General features: G+C 60.6%; 21 protein-coding genes. 11 read left to right on the top strand and 10 right to left on the bottom strand.

What is annotated here, in order from left to right; translation table 11 throughout:
* Window positions 1-158: 158 nt before the first annotated feature.
* Window positions 159-404, bottom strand: a complete 246-nt coding sequence (locus tag B2S33_RS16815; RefSeq protein ID WP_027914743.1) for a hypothetical protein — start codon at window positions 402-404, stop codon at window positions 159-161.
* Window positions 405-589: 185 nt separating this feature from the next.
* Here B2S33_RS16815 and B2S33_RS16810 point away from each other — a divergent pair, with 185 nt between their 5' ends.
* Window positions 590-1,699, top strand: a complete 1,110-nt coding sequence (locus tag B2S33_RS16810; RefSeq protein WP_242810400.1) for a Gfo/Idh/MocA family protein — start codon at window positions 590-592, stop codon at window positions 1,697-1,699.
* Window positions 1,700-1,741: 42 nt separating this feature from the next.
* Here B2S33_RS16810 and B2S33_RS16805 read toward each other — a convergent pair whose 3' ends face one another.
* Window positions 1,742-2,212: a hemerythrin domain-containing protein gene (locus B2S33_RS16805; protein WP_027914745.1), complete on the bottom strand. Its 471-nt coding sequence runs from the start codon at window positions 2,210-2,212 to the stop codon at window positions 1,742-1,744.
* A gap of 100 nt (window positions 2,213-2,312) precedes the next feature.
* A complete protein-coding gene (locus tag B2S33_RS16800; RefSeq protein WP_288650702.1) occupies window positions 2,313-4,067 on the bottom strand; it encodes a glycoside hydrolase family 15 protein in 1,755 nt (584 codons plus the stop codon).
* A 224-nt stretch (window positions 4,068-4,291) separates the two neighbouring features.
* Here B2S33_RS16800 and B2S33_RS16795 point away from each other — a divergent pair, with 224 nt between their 5' ends.
* Window positions 4,292-4,585, top strand: a complete 294-nt coding sequence (locus B2S33_RS16795) for a DUF6555 family protein (RefSeq protein WP_027914747.1) — start codon at window positions 4,292-4,294, stop codon at window positions 4,583-4,585.
* 75 nt (window positions 4,586-4,660) lie between these two features.
* On the opposite strand, the gene B2S33_RS16790 is transcribed toward B2S33_RS16795, so the two are convergent.
* Together B2S33_RS16790 and B2S33_RS16785 are read right to left on the bottom strand one after the other, a co-directional pair.
* A complete protein-coding gene (locus B2S33_RS16790; protein WP_128610570.1) occupies window positions 4,661-5,221 on the bottom strand; it encodes a hypothetical protein in 561 nt (186 codons plus the stop codon).
* The gene (locus tag B2S33_RS16785; RefSeq protein WP_028687005.1) at window positions 5,178-5,681 is read right to left on the bottom strand and encodes a CinA family protein; all 504 of its coding nucleotides are present in this window, start codon (window positions 5,679-5,681) and stop codon (window positions 5,178-5,180) included. Before B2S33_RS16785 ends, B2S33_RS16790 begins: the two co-directional genes overlap by 44 nt.
* 165 nt (window positions 5,682-5,846) lie before the next feature.
* On the opposite strand from B2S33_RS16785, the gene B2S33_RS16780 reads away from it, so the two are divergent.
* From B2S33_RS16780 to B2S33_RS16765, 4 genes are all read left to right on the top strand, one after another.
* Window positions 5,847-6,080 carry a PLDc N-terminal domain-containing protein gene (locus tag B2S33_RS16780; protein WP_197874696.1) on the top strand — a complete coding sequence of 78 codons (234 nt, stop codon included), beginning with the start codon at window positions 5,847-5,849 and terminating at the stop codon, window positions 6,078-6,080.
* Between the two features lie 9 nt (window positions 6,081-6,089).
* Window positions 6,090-6,254: a hypothetical protein gene (locus tag B2S33_RS16775; protein ID WP_165919250.1), complete on the top strand. Its 165-nt coding sequence runs from the start codon at window positions 6,090-6,092 to the stop codon at window positions 6,252-6,254.
* 111 nt (window positions 6,255-6,365) lie between these two features.
* Window positions 6,366-6,890 carry a hypothetical protein gene (locus tag B2S33_RS16770; protein WP_023536033.1) on the top strand — a complete coding sequence of 175 codons (525 nt, stop codon included), beginning with the start codon at window positions 6,366-6,368 and terminating at the stop codon, window positions 6,888-6,890.
* Window positions 6,891-7,004: 114 nt separating this feature from the next.
* The gene (locus tag B2S33_RS16765) at window positions 7,005-9,038 is read left to right on the top strand and encodes a hybrid sensor histidine kinase/response regulator (protein WP_288650697.1); all 2,034 of its coding nucleotides are present in this window, start codon (window positions 7,005-7,007) and stop codon (window positions 9,036-9,038) included.
* Between the two features lie 54 nt (window positions 9,039-9,092).
* Here the strand turns inward: B2S33_RS16765 and B2S33_RS16760 are convergent, their stop codons facing one another.
* The 3 genes from B2S33_RS16760 to B2S33_RS16750 all read right to left on the bottom strand — a co-directional run bounded on the left by B2S33_RS16760 (window position 9,093) and on the right by B2S33_RS16750 (window position 12,391).
* On the bottom strand, window positions 9,093-10,298 hold the full coding sequence (locus tag B2S33_RS16760; RefSeq protein WP_027914752.1) for a zinc-dependent alcohol dehydrogenase: 1,206 nt from the start codon (window positions 10,296-10,298) through the stop codon (window positions 9,093-9,095).
* Window positions 10,299-10,412: 114 nt separating this feature from the next.
* Entirely contained in the window at window positions 10,413-11,585 is a 1,173-nt protein-coding gene (locus B2S33_RS16755) for a PAS domain-containing sensor histidine kinase (RefSeq protein WP_110606778.1), read from the bottom strand.
* A complete protein-coding gene (locus B2S33_RS16750) occupies window positions 11,582-12,391 on the bottom strand; it encodes an alpha/beta fold hydrolase (RefSeq protein WP_288650695.1) in 810 nt (269 codons plus the stop codon). The genes B2S33_RS16755 and B2S33_RS16750 overlap by 4 nt, the downstream gene beginning before the upstream one ends.
* A gap of 227 nt (window positions 12,392-12,618) precedes the next feature.
* Here B2S33_RS16750 and B2S33_RS16745 point away from each other — a divergent pair, with 227 nt between their 5' ends.
* Both B2S33_RS16745 and B2S33_RS16740 read left to right on the top strand, forming a co-directional pair.
* Window positions 12,619-14,217 carry a histidine kinase famiy protein gene (locus B2S33_RS16745; protein WP_028687009.1) on the top strand — a complete coding sequence of 533 codons (1,599 nt, stop codon included), beginning with the start codon at window positions 12,619-12,621 and terminating at the stop codon, window positions 14,215-14,217.
* A gap of 85 nt (window positions 14,218-14,302) precedes the next feature.
* Entirely contained in the window at window positions 14,303-14,542 is a 240-nt protein-coding gene (locus B2S33_RS16740) for a hypothetical protein (RefSeq protein ID WP_288650694.1), read from the top strand.
* 78 nt (window positions 14,543-14,620) lie between these two features.
* Here B2S33_RS16740 and B2S33_RS16735 read toward each other — a convergent pair whose 3' ends face one another.
* Both B2S33_RS16735 and B2S33_RS16730 read right to left on the bottom strand, forming a co-directional pair.
* The gene (locus B2S33_RS16735; protein WP_027914757.1) at window positions 14,621-15,028 is read right to left on the bottom strand and encodes a response regulator; all 408 of its coding nucleotides are present in this window, start codon (window positions 15,026-15,028) and stop codon (window positions 14,621-14,623) included.
* A 161-nt stretch (window positions 15,029-15,189) separates the two neighbouring features.
* A complete protein-coding gene (locus B2S33_RS16730) occupies window positions 15,190-15,885 on the bottom strand; it encodes a type 1 glutamine amidotransferase domain-containing protein (protein WP_027914758.1) in 696 nt (231 codons plus the stop codon).
* Window positions 15,886-16,117: 232 nt separating this feature from the next.
* Between B2S33_RS16730 and pstS the strand changes: the two genes are divergently transcribed.
* From pstS to pstA, 3 genes are all read left to right on the top strand, one after another.
* Window positions 16,118-17,149, top strand: coding sequence for a phosphate ABC transporter substrate-binding protein PstS (gene pstS / locus B2S33_RS16725; RefSeq protein ID WP_027914759.1), 1,032 nt, complete (start codon window positions 16,118-16,120; stop codon window positions 17,147-17,149).
* A gap of 64 nt (window positions 17,150-17,213) precedes the next feature.
* Window positions 17,214-18,179 carry a phosphate ABC transporter permease subunit PstC gene (pstC, locus tag B2S33_RS16720; protein ID WP_028687012.1) on the top strand — a complete coding sequence of 322 codons (966 nt, stop codon included), beginning with the start codon at window positions 17,214-17,216 and terminating at the stop codon, window positions 18,177-18,179.
* Window positions 18,179-19,072, top strand: a complete 894-nt coding sequence (gene pstA / locus B2S33_RS16715; protein ID WP_288650693.1) for a phosphate ABC transporter permease PstA — start codon at window positions 18,179-18,181, stop codon at window positions 19,070-19,072. The genes pstC and pstA overlap by 1 nt, the downstream gene beginning before the upstream one ends.
* Window positions 19,073-19,118 lie beyond the last annotated feature (46 nt).

Raw genomic sequence — 19,118 nt, 5'->3', positions numbered from 1 at the left:
CGCTGGGCTTTCCCGAAATTGAAGCCAGCGGCTTAGTGCTGCAATGGGCCGCAAAGCGGCCCCACGATTTGAGCTGGGCGCCTGACAGTCAACTTGACACCTTCAGCTACCGGGGCCGGCCCGGCGCTCCGGCAAAGGCACTTACACCTAGATCCACGTCAACCCGGCTCCATCCTCGTATTCTTCTTCCATCCTCGCAGATTCATGACGCACAGCGTGAACTGCAGAATGATCAGCGCCCAGGCCTCGGCGTGCCAGCCCCAGGCCGCCCATAACAGATTGCTTGCAATGAAACAGCAGAAGCCGACTTTGCGGCGGGCGGGTCGCCGCGACCCTATGCACCATGCTGCCACTACCGTCAGCACCATGGCCGGCCATTCCAGCCAATCGATCCAATCCTCCATCGCGCTGTCCTCGGTCTTGGTTTGTTCGTGGGACAGGCCAGCTGAAGACGGGTTCAGATCGATCCTCTACCCGGATACGCATGGCCATGACAGCGCGGGCACACACGTTTTTTTGAACCTCACCCAGCCTTGGCTTGCCCACTTGAGAGGTACTGCTTTGAATCGTGATCAAGAGGAGGGATGTCATGCCCAGTACAGCACGCAAGGTCCGTTATGGTGTAGTGGCCGGGGGCTCGATTTCCCAGGGTGCGTTCATGCCTGGTATCGGGCAGACCGACAACTCGGAAATTACCGTCCTGGTCACCGGGGATGAGGAAAAAGCCCGACAGTTGGGCGAGCGTTATGCCCTGCGCACCTACCATTACGACCAGTATGCTCAGATGCTTGCTGCGCGGGAGGCGGATGCGCTCTACATCGCAACGCCTAATTTCCGTCACCGTGAATTCGTGGTGCCGGCGCTCGAAGCCGGTATTCATGTATTGCTCGAAAAGCCCATGGGCATCAGCGAAGCCGACTGCAAGGCCATGATCGAGGCCTCGAAACGCACTGGGGCGAAGCTGATGGTTGCCTACCGTCTACACTGCGAGCCTGGCACGCTGGACATGATCGAGCGGGTGCACAAGGGCGATTTCGGTGATCCCAGGTTGTTCACCTCTATCTTCACGCAGCGGGTCAAGCCCAATAACCACCGTGCCCAGAATGGTTTCGAGGCCGGGCCGGTGCCCGACATGGGCCCCTATCCCCTGAACATGGTTCGCCAGTTGTTCAACGCCGAACCCATCGAAGTCTCGGCCATGGGAGTTCGCTCGCCTGGCAGCACCATGGACACCTGGGACACGGTCACCGTGAGCCTGCGCTTCGAAGACGAACGACTGGCCCAGTTCACCGTCAGCTATACCTTGCCGTCTACCGAGCGGTTCCAGCTATTGGGCACCAAGGGCGAGATCGAGGCTTCACCGTGCTTTGGTTATGGGGAAGGGGTGGCGATCAGCTACAGGGCCACCATCGATGGCGAGACGCGTGTGCACGTTAACCCTGTGGTGGATCAATTTGCTGGGGAAACTGCTTATTTCTCCGACTGCATCCTCAACAACGTAGCGCCCGAACCCGACGGGGAGGAGGGGTGGCGCGATGTACGGGTAGTCGAGGCGATCAAGCGAGCGCTTGAAACCGGTACGCCACAACAGCTGGAACCGCTGCCCGCTCGCCCGTTCGCGCGGCGATCCGAACAACGCAGGGCCTTTGCCCTGGCCCCAGTACCGCCGATGGTCGATGCCGAATCGCCGGCAGAATAGCGGGTGAGCTGCGCGCTCCCTTGAGGGGGCGCGCAGGCTTGATCACGCGGCTCGCTGCTCCGACTTGCCCTTGAGCAGTTTCTTCTGCGCCATCATCGTCTTGCCCATCTCCTCGAGTTGCTGCTTACCCAGCAGCTTGCGTGCCGTAGGGAACAGCTCGCTTTCTTCTTCCTCGATATGATGCTCCAGCAACTCTTTCATCACCTTGACCCGGCCTGCAAACTCGACCGTGCCGGTGTCTGTGCCTTCAAGGTCAGGCAGCACCAGTGAATCGACGGTACGGTGCTCTTCCTTGGCCTCGTAGTACATCTTTTCCTCTTCCTTGCCGCCAGCCTCTTTAATGGCCGGGTACAGGATTTCCTCCTCCAGCGCGGTATGGATAGTGACTTCCTGCTTGATGCGTTCCAGCAGTTCGGCACGCTTTTTCACCGCGCGCTCCGTTGTCGAAGACAACTCTTCGAGCAGTTTCTTGACCAACTGGTGGTCCTGGGTCAGCAATTCGATGGCGTTCATGGATCACCTCTGCAGGTTGTTGTAATCACGGTTGCCATGGGTTGAGTCGAGCGCCAGGCCATCAGTTCCGCTGCGCAGATGACGTGCCTGGCGTGTACCCTCATCTACACGGTGCGCGGCCACCCAGTGCCAACGCTGCGCGCAGCGCCGCCAGGTGCGTGAGGCCTTGCGGCAGGTTGCCCAGGTACTCTCCCGTGCCAGGGTCGACCATCTCCGAATAGATGCCTGCGCCATGGGCAAGGCCTTGCAAGGCAGCTTCATAGGCGTGCTGCGCGCGTTCGTGTTGGCCGAGCAGTACCCAAGCCTCTACCAGCCAGAACGTGCACGCCAGGAAGCAGCCTTCCTCCTCGACCGCACCGCTGTAGCGGTAGTGGAAGGGGCCTGCCGACAAGCTTTGCTGCACAGCCTCCAGGGTGCTTTGCAGCCTCTCAGGCGCCGGATAGCCGAAGCGCACCGCCAGGGCGATACCTGCGTCCAGCCGATCGCTGCCTGGGTAGAACACATACGCCTGGCGGCCCTCATGCCAGCAATGGGTTTCGATCCACTCGAAAACACGGTCACGCTCGCGCGCCCAGCGCTGCCGGCAGGTTGTGGGTAGATGGCCGCCGTCGGCCAGTTCGATGGCCCGGCTCAGGGCCTGCCAGCAGCTGATCTTCGACAGGGTGTAGTGCCGCGTTTCTGGTAACTCCCAGATACCGGCATCGGGCTGGCGCCACTGGTCTGCGCATTGATCGGCCAGCCGTGACAGCAGCACTGCACTGCTGCCGTCCAGGATGTTGCCGGTGTCGATGAAACAACGGGCAGTTTCGAAAATGTCGCCGAACACGCCGTGCTGCAACTGGTCGCGGGCGTCGTTGCCCACTACGGGCGGGGATTGCTTGTAGCCCGGCAGGTCGATGGTGCGTGTGCAGTCACCGATGGCCCCGTCCAGGGTGTAGAAGACCTGCGCGCCGTGCTCGGCCAGCCTGCGCAGCAACCAGGTAAACGCAGCCTTGGCTTCAGGCTGAGCGCCAATGCCGAGGAAGGCTTCGATGGTATACCCGGCATCGCGTATCCATGCGAACCGATAGTCATAGTTCTTGGTGCCGCCTATGCGCTCTGGCAACGACGTGGTGGCAGCCGCCATGATCGAACCGCTGGGTGATGACAGCAACAACTTGAGCGCCAGCGCGTTGCGTATCACCACTGACTGATAGGGGCCTTTATAGATGAGGCTTTTCGACCACTGCCGCCATTCACGATCAGAGCCGTCGATGCGTTCATCGATCAGGCTCAGTGGCGGCACCACCAAGGGCTCGTCACGCCCCGCGATCAGGGCCACCACGGTGCGTTGCCCCGGCGAGGTGTCGAGTGTGGCGCGCACGCCTATGTCGTCCTTGCGCCGCACGCTGATCTGTTGATCATGCAGGAACATCCCGAGAATATGGCCTGCGTGAAAAACGCAGCCGTTGTCGTTGGGCGTGAGGTACGGGCTAACCGTGTCGGCCTGGGTACCAAAATCGATGGCGATCTCAAGCGTGACCGACCCTTCGATGCCCTCGATACGGCGAGCCAGTTCCGCCCAGGGTAAGCGCCCGGCAGGCCCGCTGTTTAGCGATTCGGTCAATCGCACGCTGCCGGTAGAGGTGATGTACTCGGTTTCCATCACATTGCTGCCGGGGCGATAGCGACGCTTTGCCTGATAGGGCTGGGTTGGGGTGATGGCAAAGTAACCGCCGGTCCTGGGCGAGAGCAGTCGATCGAACAGAGGGGGGGAGTCCATGTGGGGCATGCACCACCAGTCGATGGAACCGTCCAGGCCCACCAGTGCTACCGAGCGCCCATCCCCAAGGGCCGCATACTGCTCCAGCGCCAGCCAGCCACCGGTATCTCGTTGGGGCTCGGCACATTGCCGCGGGCTTTCAGATACGTCTTCCACATTGCAGCTCCTGCACCTTTTGTACAGGTGTGACTGAAGCGAAGCGACAACAGTTCGGCACAAATGGGCAACGGCAAGACGATGACTGTCGGGTCAAAATAAATGGAATTTTTTGTTACGCCTTTGGCTCCATTAGGCTGAGTTTGATGGAGGAGAGTCCAATGGCAGGACAACAACTGTATGTAATCGAGTACGAGCTACACGGAGAATTCAGGACTTTCATCATTCGACTGGAACGCATGGACAACGCCGAGGCCTGGCACTGGGCGAGTTGCGATGCAGGCGTCGGTATCATCCCGCGGTTCGGTCAGCACAAGATCAAGAAAGTCAGCCGACCCATGGCTGAGCGCTATGGGTTGACCAACGTGCGGTGGCGGGTCTCGGGCAAAGGCCCGGAGTTCGTCGCGCCGGCGGTGGACATGACGAAATTCGCGGTTGCCACTGAGAAGTCCTGAATTAGATTGGCGACACGCCGGTGGCACGGGCCCCGGCGTGTTCGTGTTCAGGCGTGTGTGTTCAGCCGTTCAGGGCTACGGGTACAGGAGTGTCGATAGTCGCACGGCGCTGTTGGCGCCGGCCCGTACGTGACCTGTGACCTGACCAAGTGCTTCATGGCGCACGGTGAGGTGCAACGTGGCCAGCCCTGCTTCGTCTGTCGCCACTTCAACGAGCATTGCCTTCCCTTGGGTTTGAATGCGCAGCGGTTGCGGTTGCACGGTTTCGATGCTCGCCTCCTGAAGCATGCTGCCGCCGAGCTGAACCCAAAGCGGCTTGCTCGGCGCTCCCCTTACTTCAATCGTAAGATCGGCAGGGCTTGCGCTGCGAGTGAGTCGTTTGTATTGCACCTGCACCTTGCCATCGGCGCTGCTCGCCTGGGTATCGATCAGCCAGGTACTGGCCGGCATTGCGGCCATTACCACACCCAGGGGCAGCAAAAGTGCACACCACTTAATGCGTCCGGCGGGCCAAAAAGGGTGGTGCGCATTAGCGCTTTCGGGCGCTGGATAATGCTTGGAAATCATCGGGTGCTCATTCATCGAGATGTGATCAGGCTCGTTCGCCGCGTAGCCAGCGTTGGTGATAATGCGCAAGTTGCGACAACCCATAGACTGCCCCCTGGCGCATCACCTCTTCACGCTCGGCAAAAAAACGTTGGGTGCCGGTAAAAACGGCAAGCGGCTCACCCGCGAATGCCCAGGCAAAACACAGCGTACCTGGCGGAATTTTGCCTTGCGCGGCAGGCCCCGCTACGCCCGTGGTGGCGATGGCGACGGTAGCGTTGCTGTCTTTCAATGCGCCCAATGCCATTTCCCAGGCCACCGCTTCGCTGGTCAGGCCATAGCGCTCGATGGTCGTGGGGCTAACGCCTAGCAGACGCTGCTTGGCAGCGGGGGAGTAGACGACGTAGCCGCTCTCGAGCACCTCGGCTGTTCCTGGCAGGGCGGCCAGTGCCGCTACCATGGCGCCTGCAGTGCAGGACTCGGCAGTGGTCAGAACAAGGTCATGTTTTTTCAAATACTCGAAAACGGACTCAATCGGGTCAGTGACCATACCTGTAACTCGCGCAGCATTTTGCAGTGGACGCGAGCGCAAGGCTTTTGGTTCAGTGCACGTGTGCCCGCCCGTCCATCGCGCAATAATCGAGCTGAACTTAGCAGGACTTTCATGCTTCCTCTTTAAAGAGGTTGAAAAACCGATCAAACCTGGAGAGCGGTTATGAACGAGCCTGTGACGTACTTCTGGATTGCCGTGGCGGTCCTCATTCTACTGGTGGACTTGTGGGCGATCGTCAGCGTGTTTCGTAGTGACAAGACCGATGCCACAAAGGCGGCCTGGGCGCTGTTGCTCCTGGCGCTGCCTGTTGTGGGTCTGGCGATCTGGGGTATTTGGGGGCCGCGTGGCATCAAGCGCGGCACTGGACCTTCTTCCCCTGAACATAGCAAAGGCTGAGGTGTCTTCATGAGCACATCGAATGAGCAGGACGCCAACCGCGTTGAGCAAGCGCGTACCACAGGTGAAGAAGAGCGAGACAATGACGCTCACCGTCCAGACGGGTCTACGGGCACCGAACAGGACACTACGGCGCAGAAGACCGCCAGGGATGTGCCTGCGCACAAGCCGTAAAGCAGTGTTCAGCCAGCTTCGCTACATCGCGCGACGTCAACGGCAGTCAAGCGCTGTTGACTGGCGCGTGGGCATTGTCCCTGCCCGTGAATACTTTCTAGGAGCCGTACTGTGCCACGTATCATCACCCCAGCCACCCCGGAGCACGAAATCCAGGAGCATAATGCCCGCATGTTCGGCTCGCCCAAGGAGCGGCTGGACTTCTACCGACAGGAAATCCAGTACGAGACCAGCATCCTTGCCAATCGTACGGATGCTTATCTGGCTGCCCAGTCATTTCTAGTGATTGCCTACGCATCTGCCATGGGCAACACCAATCAGAGTTGGGGTGAAATGTTCACGTTGGTGGTGCCGCCGTTTCTGGCGCTGCTTGGCGTGCTCAGTTCACTGAACGCCTGGCCAGGTATTCACGCCGCCTACAAGATCATCGAGCATTGGCAGCTCAAACAGAGCCATCTGCTGCGAAGCGAACCCATGATGGGCCTGGCTTATGACGAGTCGCCCTTGTTCAGCGAGACCGAAACCTCCCAGGCCGGTCATCGCAAGTCCTTGCTGTTCTCGCTGCGTACACCCTGGATTTTCCTCGTGTGCTGGGTCTTGCTGGGGTCATACGCCATCTTTATTCAGTTGGCATAAAGACCAGGCCTTTCAACTCTTGGCCGCGGGGCCCATGATAGGCGCCTTTTGCGCAGCGCGACGTGCCCGGTGCCCGGTGCCCGTGCTTGTACTCAGGAAGTTCGAGGTCGATCGATGAATCAACGTACCGCTGGTATCGATGCCAGTGGCCAGGATGATGCCGCGTTAACCGCAGAACGGTTGCAGCTTGCGCTGGACGCGGGCGCGATCATCGGCACGTGGGTATGGGATATACCCAATGACAGGGTTACGGCCGATGAGCGTTTTTCGCATTCGTTTGGCTTGCCGCTGTCCAAATGCCTGACAGGGATGCCTCTGGCAGAAGCGTTTGCCTCCATCTATCCCGATGACCGCGAACGCGTCGCGCAAGCCATTCAGGCGGCCACGGCCCTGGGCGGCCCGTTTCGCTGTGAATACCGGGTCCGCCAGGACGATGGCTGTTATCGGTGGGTTGAAGCCAACGGTCGAGTCGAGCTCGATGAGCAGGGCATTGCGGTGCGCTTTCCTGGTGTGCTGATGAACATCGAGTCACGTCGCAAGGCCCAGGCCGAGCGCGACCGCATGTCCACGTTGCTGCGTACCTTCACTGCCGCGGTTCCCGGCGTGGTGTACGCCAAGGACCTGGAGGGGCGCATGCTGGTGGCCAATCATGGCGCCACGCAGCTGATTGGCAAGCCGCCGGAATTCTACCTGGGCAAGACCGACCTTGAGTTCCTCGAGGATAAGGAGCAGGCCAGGCAGGTGATGGAAACCGATCAGCGTGTGATGGCTGGCGGGACGGCCGTGCAGGTCGAAGAGCGGGTGGACATGCCAGACGGGTCGGCCACGTATTGGCTCTCGGTCAAGGCACCGCTGCTCAGTGACGACGGGGAGGTGATCGGCTTGGTAGGATCCTCCATCGACGTCACGGCCCGCAGGCAGGTAGAGGAGCAACTTCTTGAGCTCAACCGAACGCTCGAGGCGCGTGTTGCCCAGGCGGTAGCCGAGCGGGAGGAGGCCGAAGCCGCTTTGCGTCAGGCCCAGAAAATGGAAGCGGTTGGACAATTGACTGGGGGCATTGCCCATGACTTCAACAACTTGTTGGCGGGCATTTCGGGCAGTCTTGACCTGATCAGGTCTCGCCTGGCCCAGGGCCGTCATGAGGACGTTGAACGCTACATGACCGTGGCTTACGGTGCTACACGCAAGGCCGCCGCGCTGACGCACCGACTGTTGGCGTTCGCCAGGCGCCAGACCCTGGTGCCCGTGCAGACGGATGTCCATGCGCTGATCGATGGTATGGCTGAGCTCGTGCGCCGCACGGTAGGCCCTTCCGTGAAGCTGGAGGTCCAGTTGTCCGCTTCGTTGCACACGTGTCTGGTCGATCCCGTCCAGCTTGAGAACGCATTGCTGAACCTTTGCATCAATGCGCGCGATGCCATGGACGGTAACGGCCGGATTTGCATTCGCACGGCAGACAAGCGCATCGATGGGGATGCAGACCCCGAGATCGCTTCGGGCGATTACCTGAGCATCTGCGTCACGGATGAGGGCATTGGTATGGACGCCGCAACCCTCTCGCGGGCGTTCGAGCCATTTTTCACCACCAAGCCGCTAGGTGCAGGTACGGGGCTGGGTCTGTCGATGGTGTACGGTTTTGCCCGCCAGACCGGCGGACATGTGCACATCGAGTCGGCGCCAGGGCAAGGCACTCGGGTGTTTGTGCAATTACCGAGTCACGGTGGGCCTGCCCGTGTGGTCAGCGACAGCGTTGCCCCTGCAGTGAATCACCGGGCGCGGCCGGGTGAAACGGTATTGGTGGTGGACGATGAAGCGTCGGTGCGCCTGTATGTCAGTGAAACGCTCAGTGGAATGGGCTACGTCGTCATCGAAGCAGCCGACAGCCTGGCAGGTTTGCAATTGCTGCGCTCGGACACGCGTATCCACCTGCTGATCACCGATGTCGGACTGCCTGGCGGGTTGGATGGCAGAAAGATGGTCGACGTTGCAAGGGGGATCAGGCCGCGGCTGCCAGTGCTGTTCATCACTGGCTATGCACCGCCCACCCCTGAGCAGCAGACCTGGCCCACCCATGGCGGGATGGTACTGAGCAAGCCATTCGATCATGACACGTTGGTCGGGGCCTTGAGCACCCTGATGCACGCGTGAAGCCGGGCTCGGCCCGCTAACCGCGGGCCAGGCCACAGACAGCGTGGAATTCCCTTAAATCGGCACCTCGGGAGCCAGCGTACCCGCCGCCGCACCAGGCACCAGAATGACCTTGCGGCAGTCATCTTTTTTCTGGTCGAACATCTTGTAGCCCATCGCCGCTTCCTCAAGCGCCAATCGATGCGTCACGATCAATTCAGGTTGCAGCCGGCCAGCCTCGATATGCTCGAGTAATTCTGGCAAGAACTTCTGGACGTGGGTCTGACCCATCTTGAACGTCAGGCCCTTGTCGAACGCGTCGCCGAACAGGAAGCCATGGATGAACCCGGCGTACACACCAGGGACGCTTACCACGCCGCCGCGCCGTACGGCAGCAATGCATTGACGCAGCGCCTTGCCGCTGCTGCCTTCGATCTTCAGGGCTGTCATGACGGTTTCGGTGGTGCTGCCCTTGGCCTCGAAGCCTACTGCATCGATGACGGCATCAACGCCGCGCATGCCCGGGGTTAGCCGAATGATGCTGTCGGCAGGGTCATCGTCCTGCTCGAAATTGATCGGTACTACCCCATAAGCGTCGCGGGCAAACGTCAGGCGGTAGTCGTTGTCGTCGACCAGGAAAATGGTGTGAGCGCCCAGCATGCGAGCGCAGGCTGCGCTCAACAAGCCGACGGGGCCCGCACCGTAGATGGCTACTGTCGAACCCTGGCCCACTTGCGCGTTGGTCACTGCCTGCCAAGCGGTGGGCAGAATATCCGACAGGAACAGCACCTTGTCGTCTGACAGCGAAGTGGGCACCTTGAAGGGGCCTACGTTGGCCTTGGGTACCCGTACATAGTCCGCCTGACCGCCCGGGATCCCACCATACAAATGGCTGTAGCCGAACAGCGCTGCACCTGGTGGAATGATTTTCTTGTTGATGATGGCGCCGCGGCCTGTGTTAGTCGTCTCGCAGGCGGCAAACAAGTCGTGCTGGCAGAAGAAGCAGCTGCCGCAAGCGATCACGAAGGGAATCACGACGCGGTCACCAACTTGCACATTGGTCACCCCGCGGCCGACATCCTCGACGACGCCCATGAACTCGTGGCCAAAAATATCACCCTGTTCGGTTTGTGGAATCTTGCCGTGATACAGGTGCAGGTCAGACCCGCAGATGGCAGTGGCGGTAACCCTCAGAATGATGTCGTCAGCGTCTTGCAGGATAGGGTCCGGAACCGTGTCGACTCTTACATCCTGTGCGCCGTGGTACGTCAATGCTCTCATGGTTCAACTCCTGCGAAGGCGAGTGTGTTATGCAGGGGAAACCACAGGACAAACAAAAGTTCAGGTCAAAAGCTCGGCGGGCATGCGGACACGCGCATACCCGTGCCGTCGTGCTCAGTCTGCCAGTAACGGTAGGCGTATCGTGAAAGTGGTACCGAGCGCCGCATCCGAAGCGACGGTGACATCGCCGCCATGGGCCAAAGTGATTTCGCTGACGATGAACAGCCCTAACCCGACAGAGCGCACCGAGTCGGCACGGTCCGTGCCCCGAGTCATAGGTGCAAACAAGGATGTAAGCAAGGTATCAGGAATGCAGGGGCCATGGTTGTGCACGCTGATGACGGCGCCATGCTCATGAAGATCAGTGGTAACGGTGACGGGATGGGTGAGGTCACCATAGGCCACACTGTTGGCCACCAGATTGCCAATCATTTGTTGCACGCGGTCTGGGTCCAGCGCACGTTGACCCTTGCCTTTGCACAGGTGACGAATGCGCGCCTGGGCGAAGGCGACTCTCAATTCGTTGACGCTTTGATCGACCGTCGAGCACAGGTCTATCGGTTGACGGCAGATGGTGATGCCTTGGCCAATCCTGACCGAGGCAAAGTCGAGCAGATCAGCGATCATGCGCCTGGCGCGCTCCGAAGAATGGCTGATACTGCCCAGCAGACGCCGTTCCTTGTCCCTGTGCTCACCGCGTTCGAGCAACTGCGTCGCCATCTTGATCGCAGTCAGCGGGTTTTTCAGGTCATGACTGGCGATGGCGACCATCTGTTCGGCAAAGGCTGCGCGTCGCTGGGCGCTCTGGTAGGCGTCGGCCAGCTCGGCCTTGGCCTGCTGCAACGCAGCCTCGGCCTCAGTGGTCTGCGCCAGCAATTGCTCGGCGCGGCGCCGGGCGGTGAGCAATTCACGCTCGTAGCGATCCCGCTCGATGGTGCCGAACAGCGCCAGCTCGTGGAACACGCCGTGGGCATATTGACGGCGCACGCCATTGAGCAACATGGTGATGACGTGACCGGTGCGGTGCCGTACTTCGAGCTTAACCTCGGCGACCGAACCCTGCATTCTCATCAGCGGCGCCCAATGGGTCTGGTGGAAAATTCGTCCGCCCATGGTCAACAGCTCCTGAAACCTGCACTGCGTCAGGTCCTCGGGCGCGTAGCCCAACCACTTGCAGAAGGTCTGGTTTGCCCTCACGATCACGCCCGTCTCGGTGGTGACCACCAGGCCGCAGGGTGCCCCTTCGAACAACGCGTCGACAGCCGGTATCTCACCCGCGCCGGTCATGGCCCCGGTGCCCAGGGTTGCAGGAAGGCGTCCATGGCCTGGGAGCAGGCTGTAGGGGCACTCATGTGCGGGCAATGGCCGATGTTGTCGATCAGGCACAGCGTGCTGTTGGGCAGCACGGCATGGAGGTACTGGCCCACGGAAACTGGCGCGATAAGATCGTCGATGGACTGAAGAATCAACACGGGCGTAGGCAGGCCCTGCACATCCAGCCGGTTGTCAGACAGGAACGTGACACGCGCGAACTGCCGAGCGATGTCTGGATCGGTGCGGCAGAAACTGTTGGTCAGCTCCTCGCTCAGCATAGGCTGGCCCGGCGCGCCCATGATCACCGGCGCCATGGTACTCGACCAGCCCAGGTAGTTGCTGTCCAGTGTTTCGAGCAGTTCGTGGATATCCTCCTGCTTGAAACCGCCGATGTAGTCGCCGTCGTCGATATAGCATGGCGATGGGCCGACCATCACATGAGCTGCAATGCGACCAGGTTGCTGTCGATCCGCCAGTACACCAATCATGGCGCTGACCGAATGACCGACCAGAATCACGGCGCCTTGGCCGTATTCTGTGATTATCTCGTTCAGATCCGCTGCATAACCCGCCAAGGAGTCGTACCGGACGCGATCGTACGCCGATAAGTCCGATTGCCCAGCACCAACCAAGTCGTAGGTCACGATGCGAAAGCGCGCTTGAAAATGCGGCAACAGGTACTTCCACATCGATTGATCGCAGCCAAAACCGTGGGAAAAGATCAACGTGACAGGGCCTGCACCGGTGATGCGCACGTGGTTACGCGTAGATAAGGTCATGGCTTTCCAAGAGGGTGTGCAGCATCCGTGGCAGGGTGGGTGGGGCATGGCTTGGGCAACGTTGGCTGTTGAATCTACCGCTTACAAGCAAGCGTAGGCCGGAGATGACGAATCGACATTGGCCATCGAACAATAGTTTCGTAAGCAGCCGCTATTGGCGGAGCAATTTACCGCTTGGCGTTGTCAAGAAGTGACGAGTTGCACCATTGCCCAACCAGGAGAGTCACGTGACGGAAAAGAAGGCCCGCGTCAGCAATCAGGCGACCGGAGACATATCCAACCTGCCGCACGACATGTTCTTCGCTGCCGTGCAAACGACGCGCATGCCCATGATCGTGACCGATCCCAGCCGCGACGACAATCCTATCATCTTTGCCAACCGCGCGTTTCTGGAAATGACCGGTTATGAATCCGGTGAGATCATGGGGCGAAATTGCCGCTTCCTGCAGGGCCCCGAGACTGAGCGGTCGGTGGTCGACGCTATCCGTGAGGCGATCGAGAAGCGCGTGGATATCGCCACCGAAGTGCTCAATTACCGCAAGGACGGCTCCAGTTTCTGGAATGCGCTGTTCATCTCGCCGATTTTCAACGAGCGTGGCGACCTGATCTACTTCTTCGCCTCGCAGTTGGACGTCAGCCGTCGGCGCGATGCCGAGGATGCATTGCGTCAGGCGCAGAAGATGGAAGCTCTGGGTCAGTTGACGGGCGGCATTGCTCACGACTTCAACAACTTGCTGCAAGTGATGGGCGGTTACATGGGGCTGGTGGCCAGCGAGACCGACAAGGCGCAGCCGGACCTGAGCCGCATTCGCCGAAGCGTCGGGCATGCGCAAACGGCGGTCGATCGTGCCAGTACCCTCACCAAGCAGTTGCTGGCCTTTGCCCGCAAGCAGAAACTGCACGGCCGCGTGCTCAACCTCAATCATCTGCTCGATGACGTGAGCCCTATCATCGAGCGCACCTTCGGCGCCCAGGTGACGGTCGAATACGACTTGGAAGAGCACTTGCGCAACTGTCGCATCGACCCGACCCAGGCCGAAGTGGCACTGCTGAACATCTTCATGAACGCTCGCGACGCTCTGATCGGTCGCAAGCGCCCCCACGTATTCATCGAAACGCGAAACGTGCACGTAAGCGACATCAATCTGTCCTTCGACGGCCTATTGCCGGGCAGTTACGTGAGCATTTCCATTACCGACAACGGCATCGGCATGCCTGCGAGCATTCGTGATCGCGTCATGGACCCTTTCTTCACGACCAAGGAGGAGGGCAAGGGCTCGGGGCTGGGTCTGTCCATGGTGTATGGCTTCGCGCGTCAGTCCGGCGGCGCTGCCAGGATCTATACCGAAGAGGGTGAGGGGACCACGCTGCGCTTGTATTTCCCGGTGGACGAAGCCAGCCCGATTCAGGAAAAGCCCGTGAAGCTGGTCGAGCGCAGTTCCGGTACCGAGAGGATTCTTATCGTCGAAGACCGTCCAGACGTTGCGGAGCTGGCCAAGATGGTGCTGGAAAACTATGGCTACGACGCCGACATGGTGCTCAACGCACGCGAAGCGCTGAAGCTTATCGAAGCGGGTGAGCGCTATGACTTGTTGTTCACCGACCTGATCATGCCTGGCGGCATGAATGGGGTGATGCTGGCGCGCGAGGTGCGTCGCCTGCAGCCGCAGATCAAGGTGCTGCTCACCACCGGCTACGCGGAGAACTCGATCGAACGCACCGACATCGGTGGCTCTGAATTCGATGTGATCTCCAAGCCCTGCCAGCCCCATGATCTGGCACGGCGCGTGCGACAGGTACTGGATGGTCATACGGGTATCGTGTGAGGCCGGCTCGCTCGATTACCAACCGGAGTGAACCATCGGTCACTCCTTGGGTTCGATTGAAAAAGCGAGCACCAGGGAGACCGGCATGACGGCATTCATTGAGCAGCCTTCTATTGACCTGATGTACTTGGAGGCAATCAACCGTTGGTTTTCTACCTTCGATGATCACGTGGCACGCTGCGCCTGCCCCCGTGCCTCCCACCAGGAACTGCTGCGTCAGGCGGACGAGATGAAGCGGCTCGGGGTGATCGCTAGGCAGCAGTGGCGGGACCTTCGACAACTGGCTGACCGGTCGTTGCAGCAGGCACTGGAAGGCGCCCGCTGAAACGGCTCGGCCGCATCGATGCAGACTCACTTCCAAGGATCGGCAGCATGCGGTCGATCCGAACTGGCTGAACCTGGATCAAGCCGCAGGCTGAGCGCGAAGCGAAGCTGAACGCGCGAGCTGATCACTGATCACGCCGATGAAATGATCCAGGGTCCAGGGCTTGGGCAGGAATATAGCGCCAGAGGGGAGGGCACAGCTTGACGGGTCGTGATAACCACTCATGACCACGATGCGAGTGTCAGGCTGCGACTGGCCCACCTGGTAGGCCAGCTCCAGTCCGTTCACCGCACCAGGGGTGCGGACATCGGTGAGGAGCATCGAAAATGCCGAGCGCGAGGTTATTTCCAGGCCTTCCTGTGCTGTTTCCACGCTGGTTACCGCTGCGCCCAGGTCCTCAAGGGCAATGGCGATCAGCTCACGGATGATAGGTTCGTCCTCAACCAGCAGAACGGTCGGACAGCTTGGGAATTCGCACGTTTTCATGGCAATACTCTGGCTCTGCGCACGCTGAATAAAGGGAACATCCGATGTAGACTTGCAGCCAGAGGTGCAAGCGATAGCTGTGCGCTACCGTTGTGACCTCGGGCTGTAGCAAAAAATTCCTTTGCGTAGCGTTTGCTGCTTTGCGATGCACAAACCAATGCTCAGGCGCCGGGTTCCTGGGCTAACCGTTTAAGCAATGCCTTGGCAGTTGCTGCTGAGGATGCCGGGTTCTGACCTGTAATCAGATGCCCATCCTCGACCACATGGCTCGCCCAGTCTTCGGCCTTGGCATAGTGTGCGCCATGGCCCCGCAGCATGTCCTCCACCAGAAACGGGACGACGTCGGTCAGACCCACGGCTTGCTCTTCACTGTTGGTGAAGCCCGTGACTTTTTTGCCCTTGACGACAGGGTGACCGTCAGGCGCCTTGACGTTTTTCAACACGCCCGGTGCATGGCATACCGCTGCGATGGGCTTGTTGGCGGCATAAAAGGCCTGCAGCAGAACGATCGAGTCCTGGCTTTCGGCCAGATCCCACAGTGGGCCGTGGCCGCCTGGATAAAAAACGGCGTCGAAATCATAAGGGTCGACTTCGCCAAGGGGGACGGTATCGGCCAGGGCAGCCTGGCCCTCGGTGTCTTTGGCGAAGCGTTGAGTGGCCTCGGTATGTGCATCGTCTTCGTCACTTTTCGGGTCCAGCGGCGGCTGCCCGCCCTTGGGCGAAGCGAGCGTGACGTCGGCGCCGGCATCCACGAATGCGTAATAAGGTGCCGCGAACTCTTCCAGCCAGAACCCGGTTTTCTTGCCGGTGTCACCCAGTTGGTCGTGGGACGTCAACACCATCAGGATCTTCTTCATGCAGGTTTGTCCTCCAGCTCAGGTTGTGCAGGGCCGCTGCCCTGATAAGGGTGGGAGTGCGGTAAACGGTGAGTGTTCCATGGACGTGAGCGTAAGGCATTGAAAAAATGCCGCAGCTCAATGGGGCGCAGGGCAGGGCGTGGCGTGGAGAGGAGCGCGGTGCCACGCGGTGGTCACAAAGCTGTAACACAGCTGATGCAAAGTGTGCCGGCCATCACACGGAGCGCTTTCAATGATACGCCTGATGAAGTCTGCTGCACTCGCCGTTGCGGTCTCCCTTTGCGCCACATCGGCTTCGATCGCCGCAGAAAACATTCGCCTGACCGGTTCCGGGGCCAGCTTCCCCGCACCCATCTACCTGACCTGGTTCAAGGACTTCAGCAAGAAGTCCGACGGCGTGACCGTCGACTACCAGTCCAAGGGCAGCGGCGCCGGGGTGCAGGATTTTCTGAACAGGACCGTGGACTTTGCCGCCAGCGACTCGGCCATGAGCGAAGCTGACATGGCCAAGGTGGGCGAGGGCGTACAACTGCTGCCCATGACCGCCGGCGAGATCGTGCTGGCCTACAACCTGCCTGGCAACCCGAAAGGGCTCAAGCTGCCGCGCGAGGTGTACTCCAATATTTTCCTTGGCAACATCACCCGCTGGAACGACCCGCAGATCGCGGCCGCCAACCCGGAGCTCAAGCTGCCCGATACCCCCATCACCGTCGTGGTGCGTGCCGACTCCAGTGGCACGACAGCGGTGTTCACCAAGCACCTCTCGGCTATCAATGCCGACTTCAAGCAAAAGCTGGGTGAGGGCAACACGGTCAACTGGCCGGCTACCGACAAGTTCATCAAGTCACCTAAAAACGATGGTGTGACCGCCACCGTACGCCAGACCCCAGGCGCCATTGGCTACATTGAGTACGGTTTTGCCAAGTTGGCCAAGGTGGACTTCGCCCAACTGCAGAACAAGGCCGGGCAGTACGTGGTGCCCAATGCCGAAAGTGGCGCCGAGGCCCTGGCCGCCGTGAACATGCCGGAAAACCTGGTGGCCTGGCTGCCTGATCCGGACGGCGCCAAGTCCTATCCCATTACCTCCTACACCTGGATGATCTTCCGCAAGGACAATGGCAACCCCGCCAAGGCCAAGGCCATGCGCGACATGGTCGAGTACAGCCTGACCGAAGGGCAGAAGATCGCCGACTCGATGGGCTACATCCCGCTGCCGCCTTCGGTGGTCGAGCAAGTGCGCAAAGCCTCCGCCAACATCAAGTGATACCGGCGTCCCCGGCGTGCGCCTGATACGCCGGGGTGTCAGCACCCTGTCCCGGAACCTGCCAATGAACACACCCTTCGACCTACCGGATAACCCCGACTCCGCCTGCCGGCCGCCGTCTGCCAGGGACGTGCTGGTGGACCGCACCTTCCGGGCGCTGGCCCGCATTGGGGTTGTGCTGGTCCTGGCACTGGTCTTCGCACTGGTTTACGAGGTCGGCCGCAAGGCTTTGCCCGGCATCGAGAAGCATGGCTTCGACGTGCTGCTGGGCAGTGTCTGGGACGTCAACCAAGGCCAGTACGGCATTCTTCCTGCCATCTGGGGCACGCTGTACAGCGCATTCATCGCCTTGCTGATCGCCGGTTTCTTCGGCGTCAGCATGGCCATCTTCCTGACCCAGGATTTTCTGCCGGCCAGACTCGCGGCGGTGTTTCGCACCATCGTCGAGCTGCTGGCCGCCATCCCCAGCGTGGTGTACGGGCTGTGGGGCATCTATGTGGTGATTCCGGCCATACGGCCACTGACCACCTGGCTCAACAGCGAGCTGGGCTGGATCCCGTTCTTCGGCACGTCCCTGAGCGGGCCGGGGTTGCTGCCTGCAGCCTTGGTGCTGGCGATCATGATTCTGCCGACCATCGCCGCGGTCTCCCAGGACGCGTTGACCAGTGTGCCGATGAAAACCAAGCAAGCCGCCTATGGCATGGGCACGACGCACTGGGAGGCGATTCTCAAAGTCATGGTGCCCTCGGCTGCGACCGGCATCTTTGGCTCGCTGGTGCTGGGCCTGGGCCGCGCCCTGGGCGAGACCATGGCACTGGCCATGCTGGTGGGCAACGCCAACACCCTCTCTGTGTCACTGTTCGCGCCGGCCAATACCCTGGCAGCGTTGCTGGCCCTGAACTTCCCCGAAGCCGGACCAAACGAGGTGGAAGTGCTGATGTACGCCGCCCTGGTGCTGATGTTCATCACGCTGCTGGTGAACGTGCTGGGCTCGATGATCATGCTCTACGCGCAACGAGGTAACCGCTGATGACCGATCTCTCTACACCAGTGGCCGCGCTGCCAAGCCTGCAGCGCAAGCTCGAGGGCCGGGCGCTGCGCAGCGTACTGCTGACCACACTGGCCTGGCTCGCCGCCCTGGTGGCCAGCGTGCCGCTGATTTCGGTGCTGTACATGCTCATCACCCGGGGTGGCGCACGGCTGAACATGGAAGTGTTCACCGAGCTGCCGCCAACCGGCTTCGAAATGGGCGGCGGCTTCGGCAACGCCATGGTCGGTACCCTGGTCATGGTCGGCATTGCAGCGGCCATCGCTGTGCCGGTGGGCATCCTGGCGGCCGTGTTTTTGGCCGAGCTCGGGCCTGACAGCAAGCTGGCCAACGCCGCACGCTTCGCCGCCAGGATGCTGACCGGCTTGCCGTCCATCCTGGCTGGCGTGTTTGCCTATGCGCTGGTGGTGATGACCACTGGGACCTACTCGGCGCCGGCGGGCGGCGTGGCGCTGGCCGTTTTGATGCTACCAATCGTGGTCCTGACCGCCGAGGAAGCCATGAAGATGGTGCCCAAGATCATGAAGGACGCCGCCTACGGCATGGGCTGCACCCAGGCCCAGGTGATCTGGAAGATCGTGCTGCCCACCGGCCTGCCCGCCATCCTGACCGGCGTCATGCTGGCCGTGGCCCGGGCGGCGGGTGAAACGGCGCCGCTGCTGTTCACCGCGTTGTTCAGCAACTACTGGATCTACCACGATGGCAGCCTGGCGGTGATGAACCCCACCGCTTCGCTGGCGGTGCTGATCTACAACTTCTCCGGCATGCCGTTCGACAACCAGTTGGAGCTCGCCTGGGCGGCGTCGCTGGTTCTGGTAATGATCGTGCTGGTCATCAACATCCTGAGCCGTGTATTCGGCAAGCCCAAGTACTGATAAGGGAGCATTCGACGTGAACGTATCCACCGCCCAAAGAGTCGCT

Origin of the sequence: Pseudomonas sp. UBA5568 (assembly GCF_002425525.1) — a bacterium.
Classification (GTDB): domain Bacteria; phylum Pseudomonadota; class Gammaproteobacteria; order Pseudomonadales; family Pseudomonadaceae; genus Aquipseudomonas; species Aquipseudomonas fulva.
The sequence above is the reverse complement of the archived record's forward strand: the minus strand, read 5'-3'. Positions and strand labels throughout refer to the sequence as shown.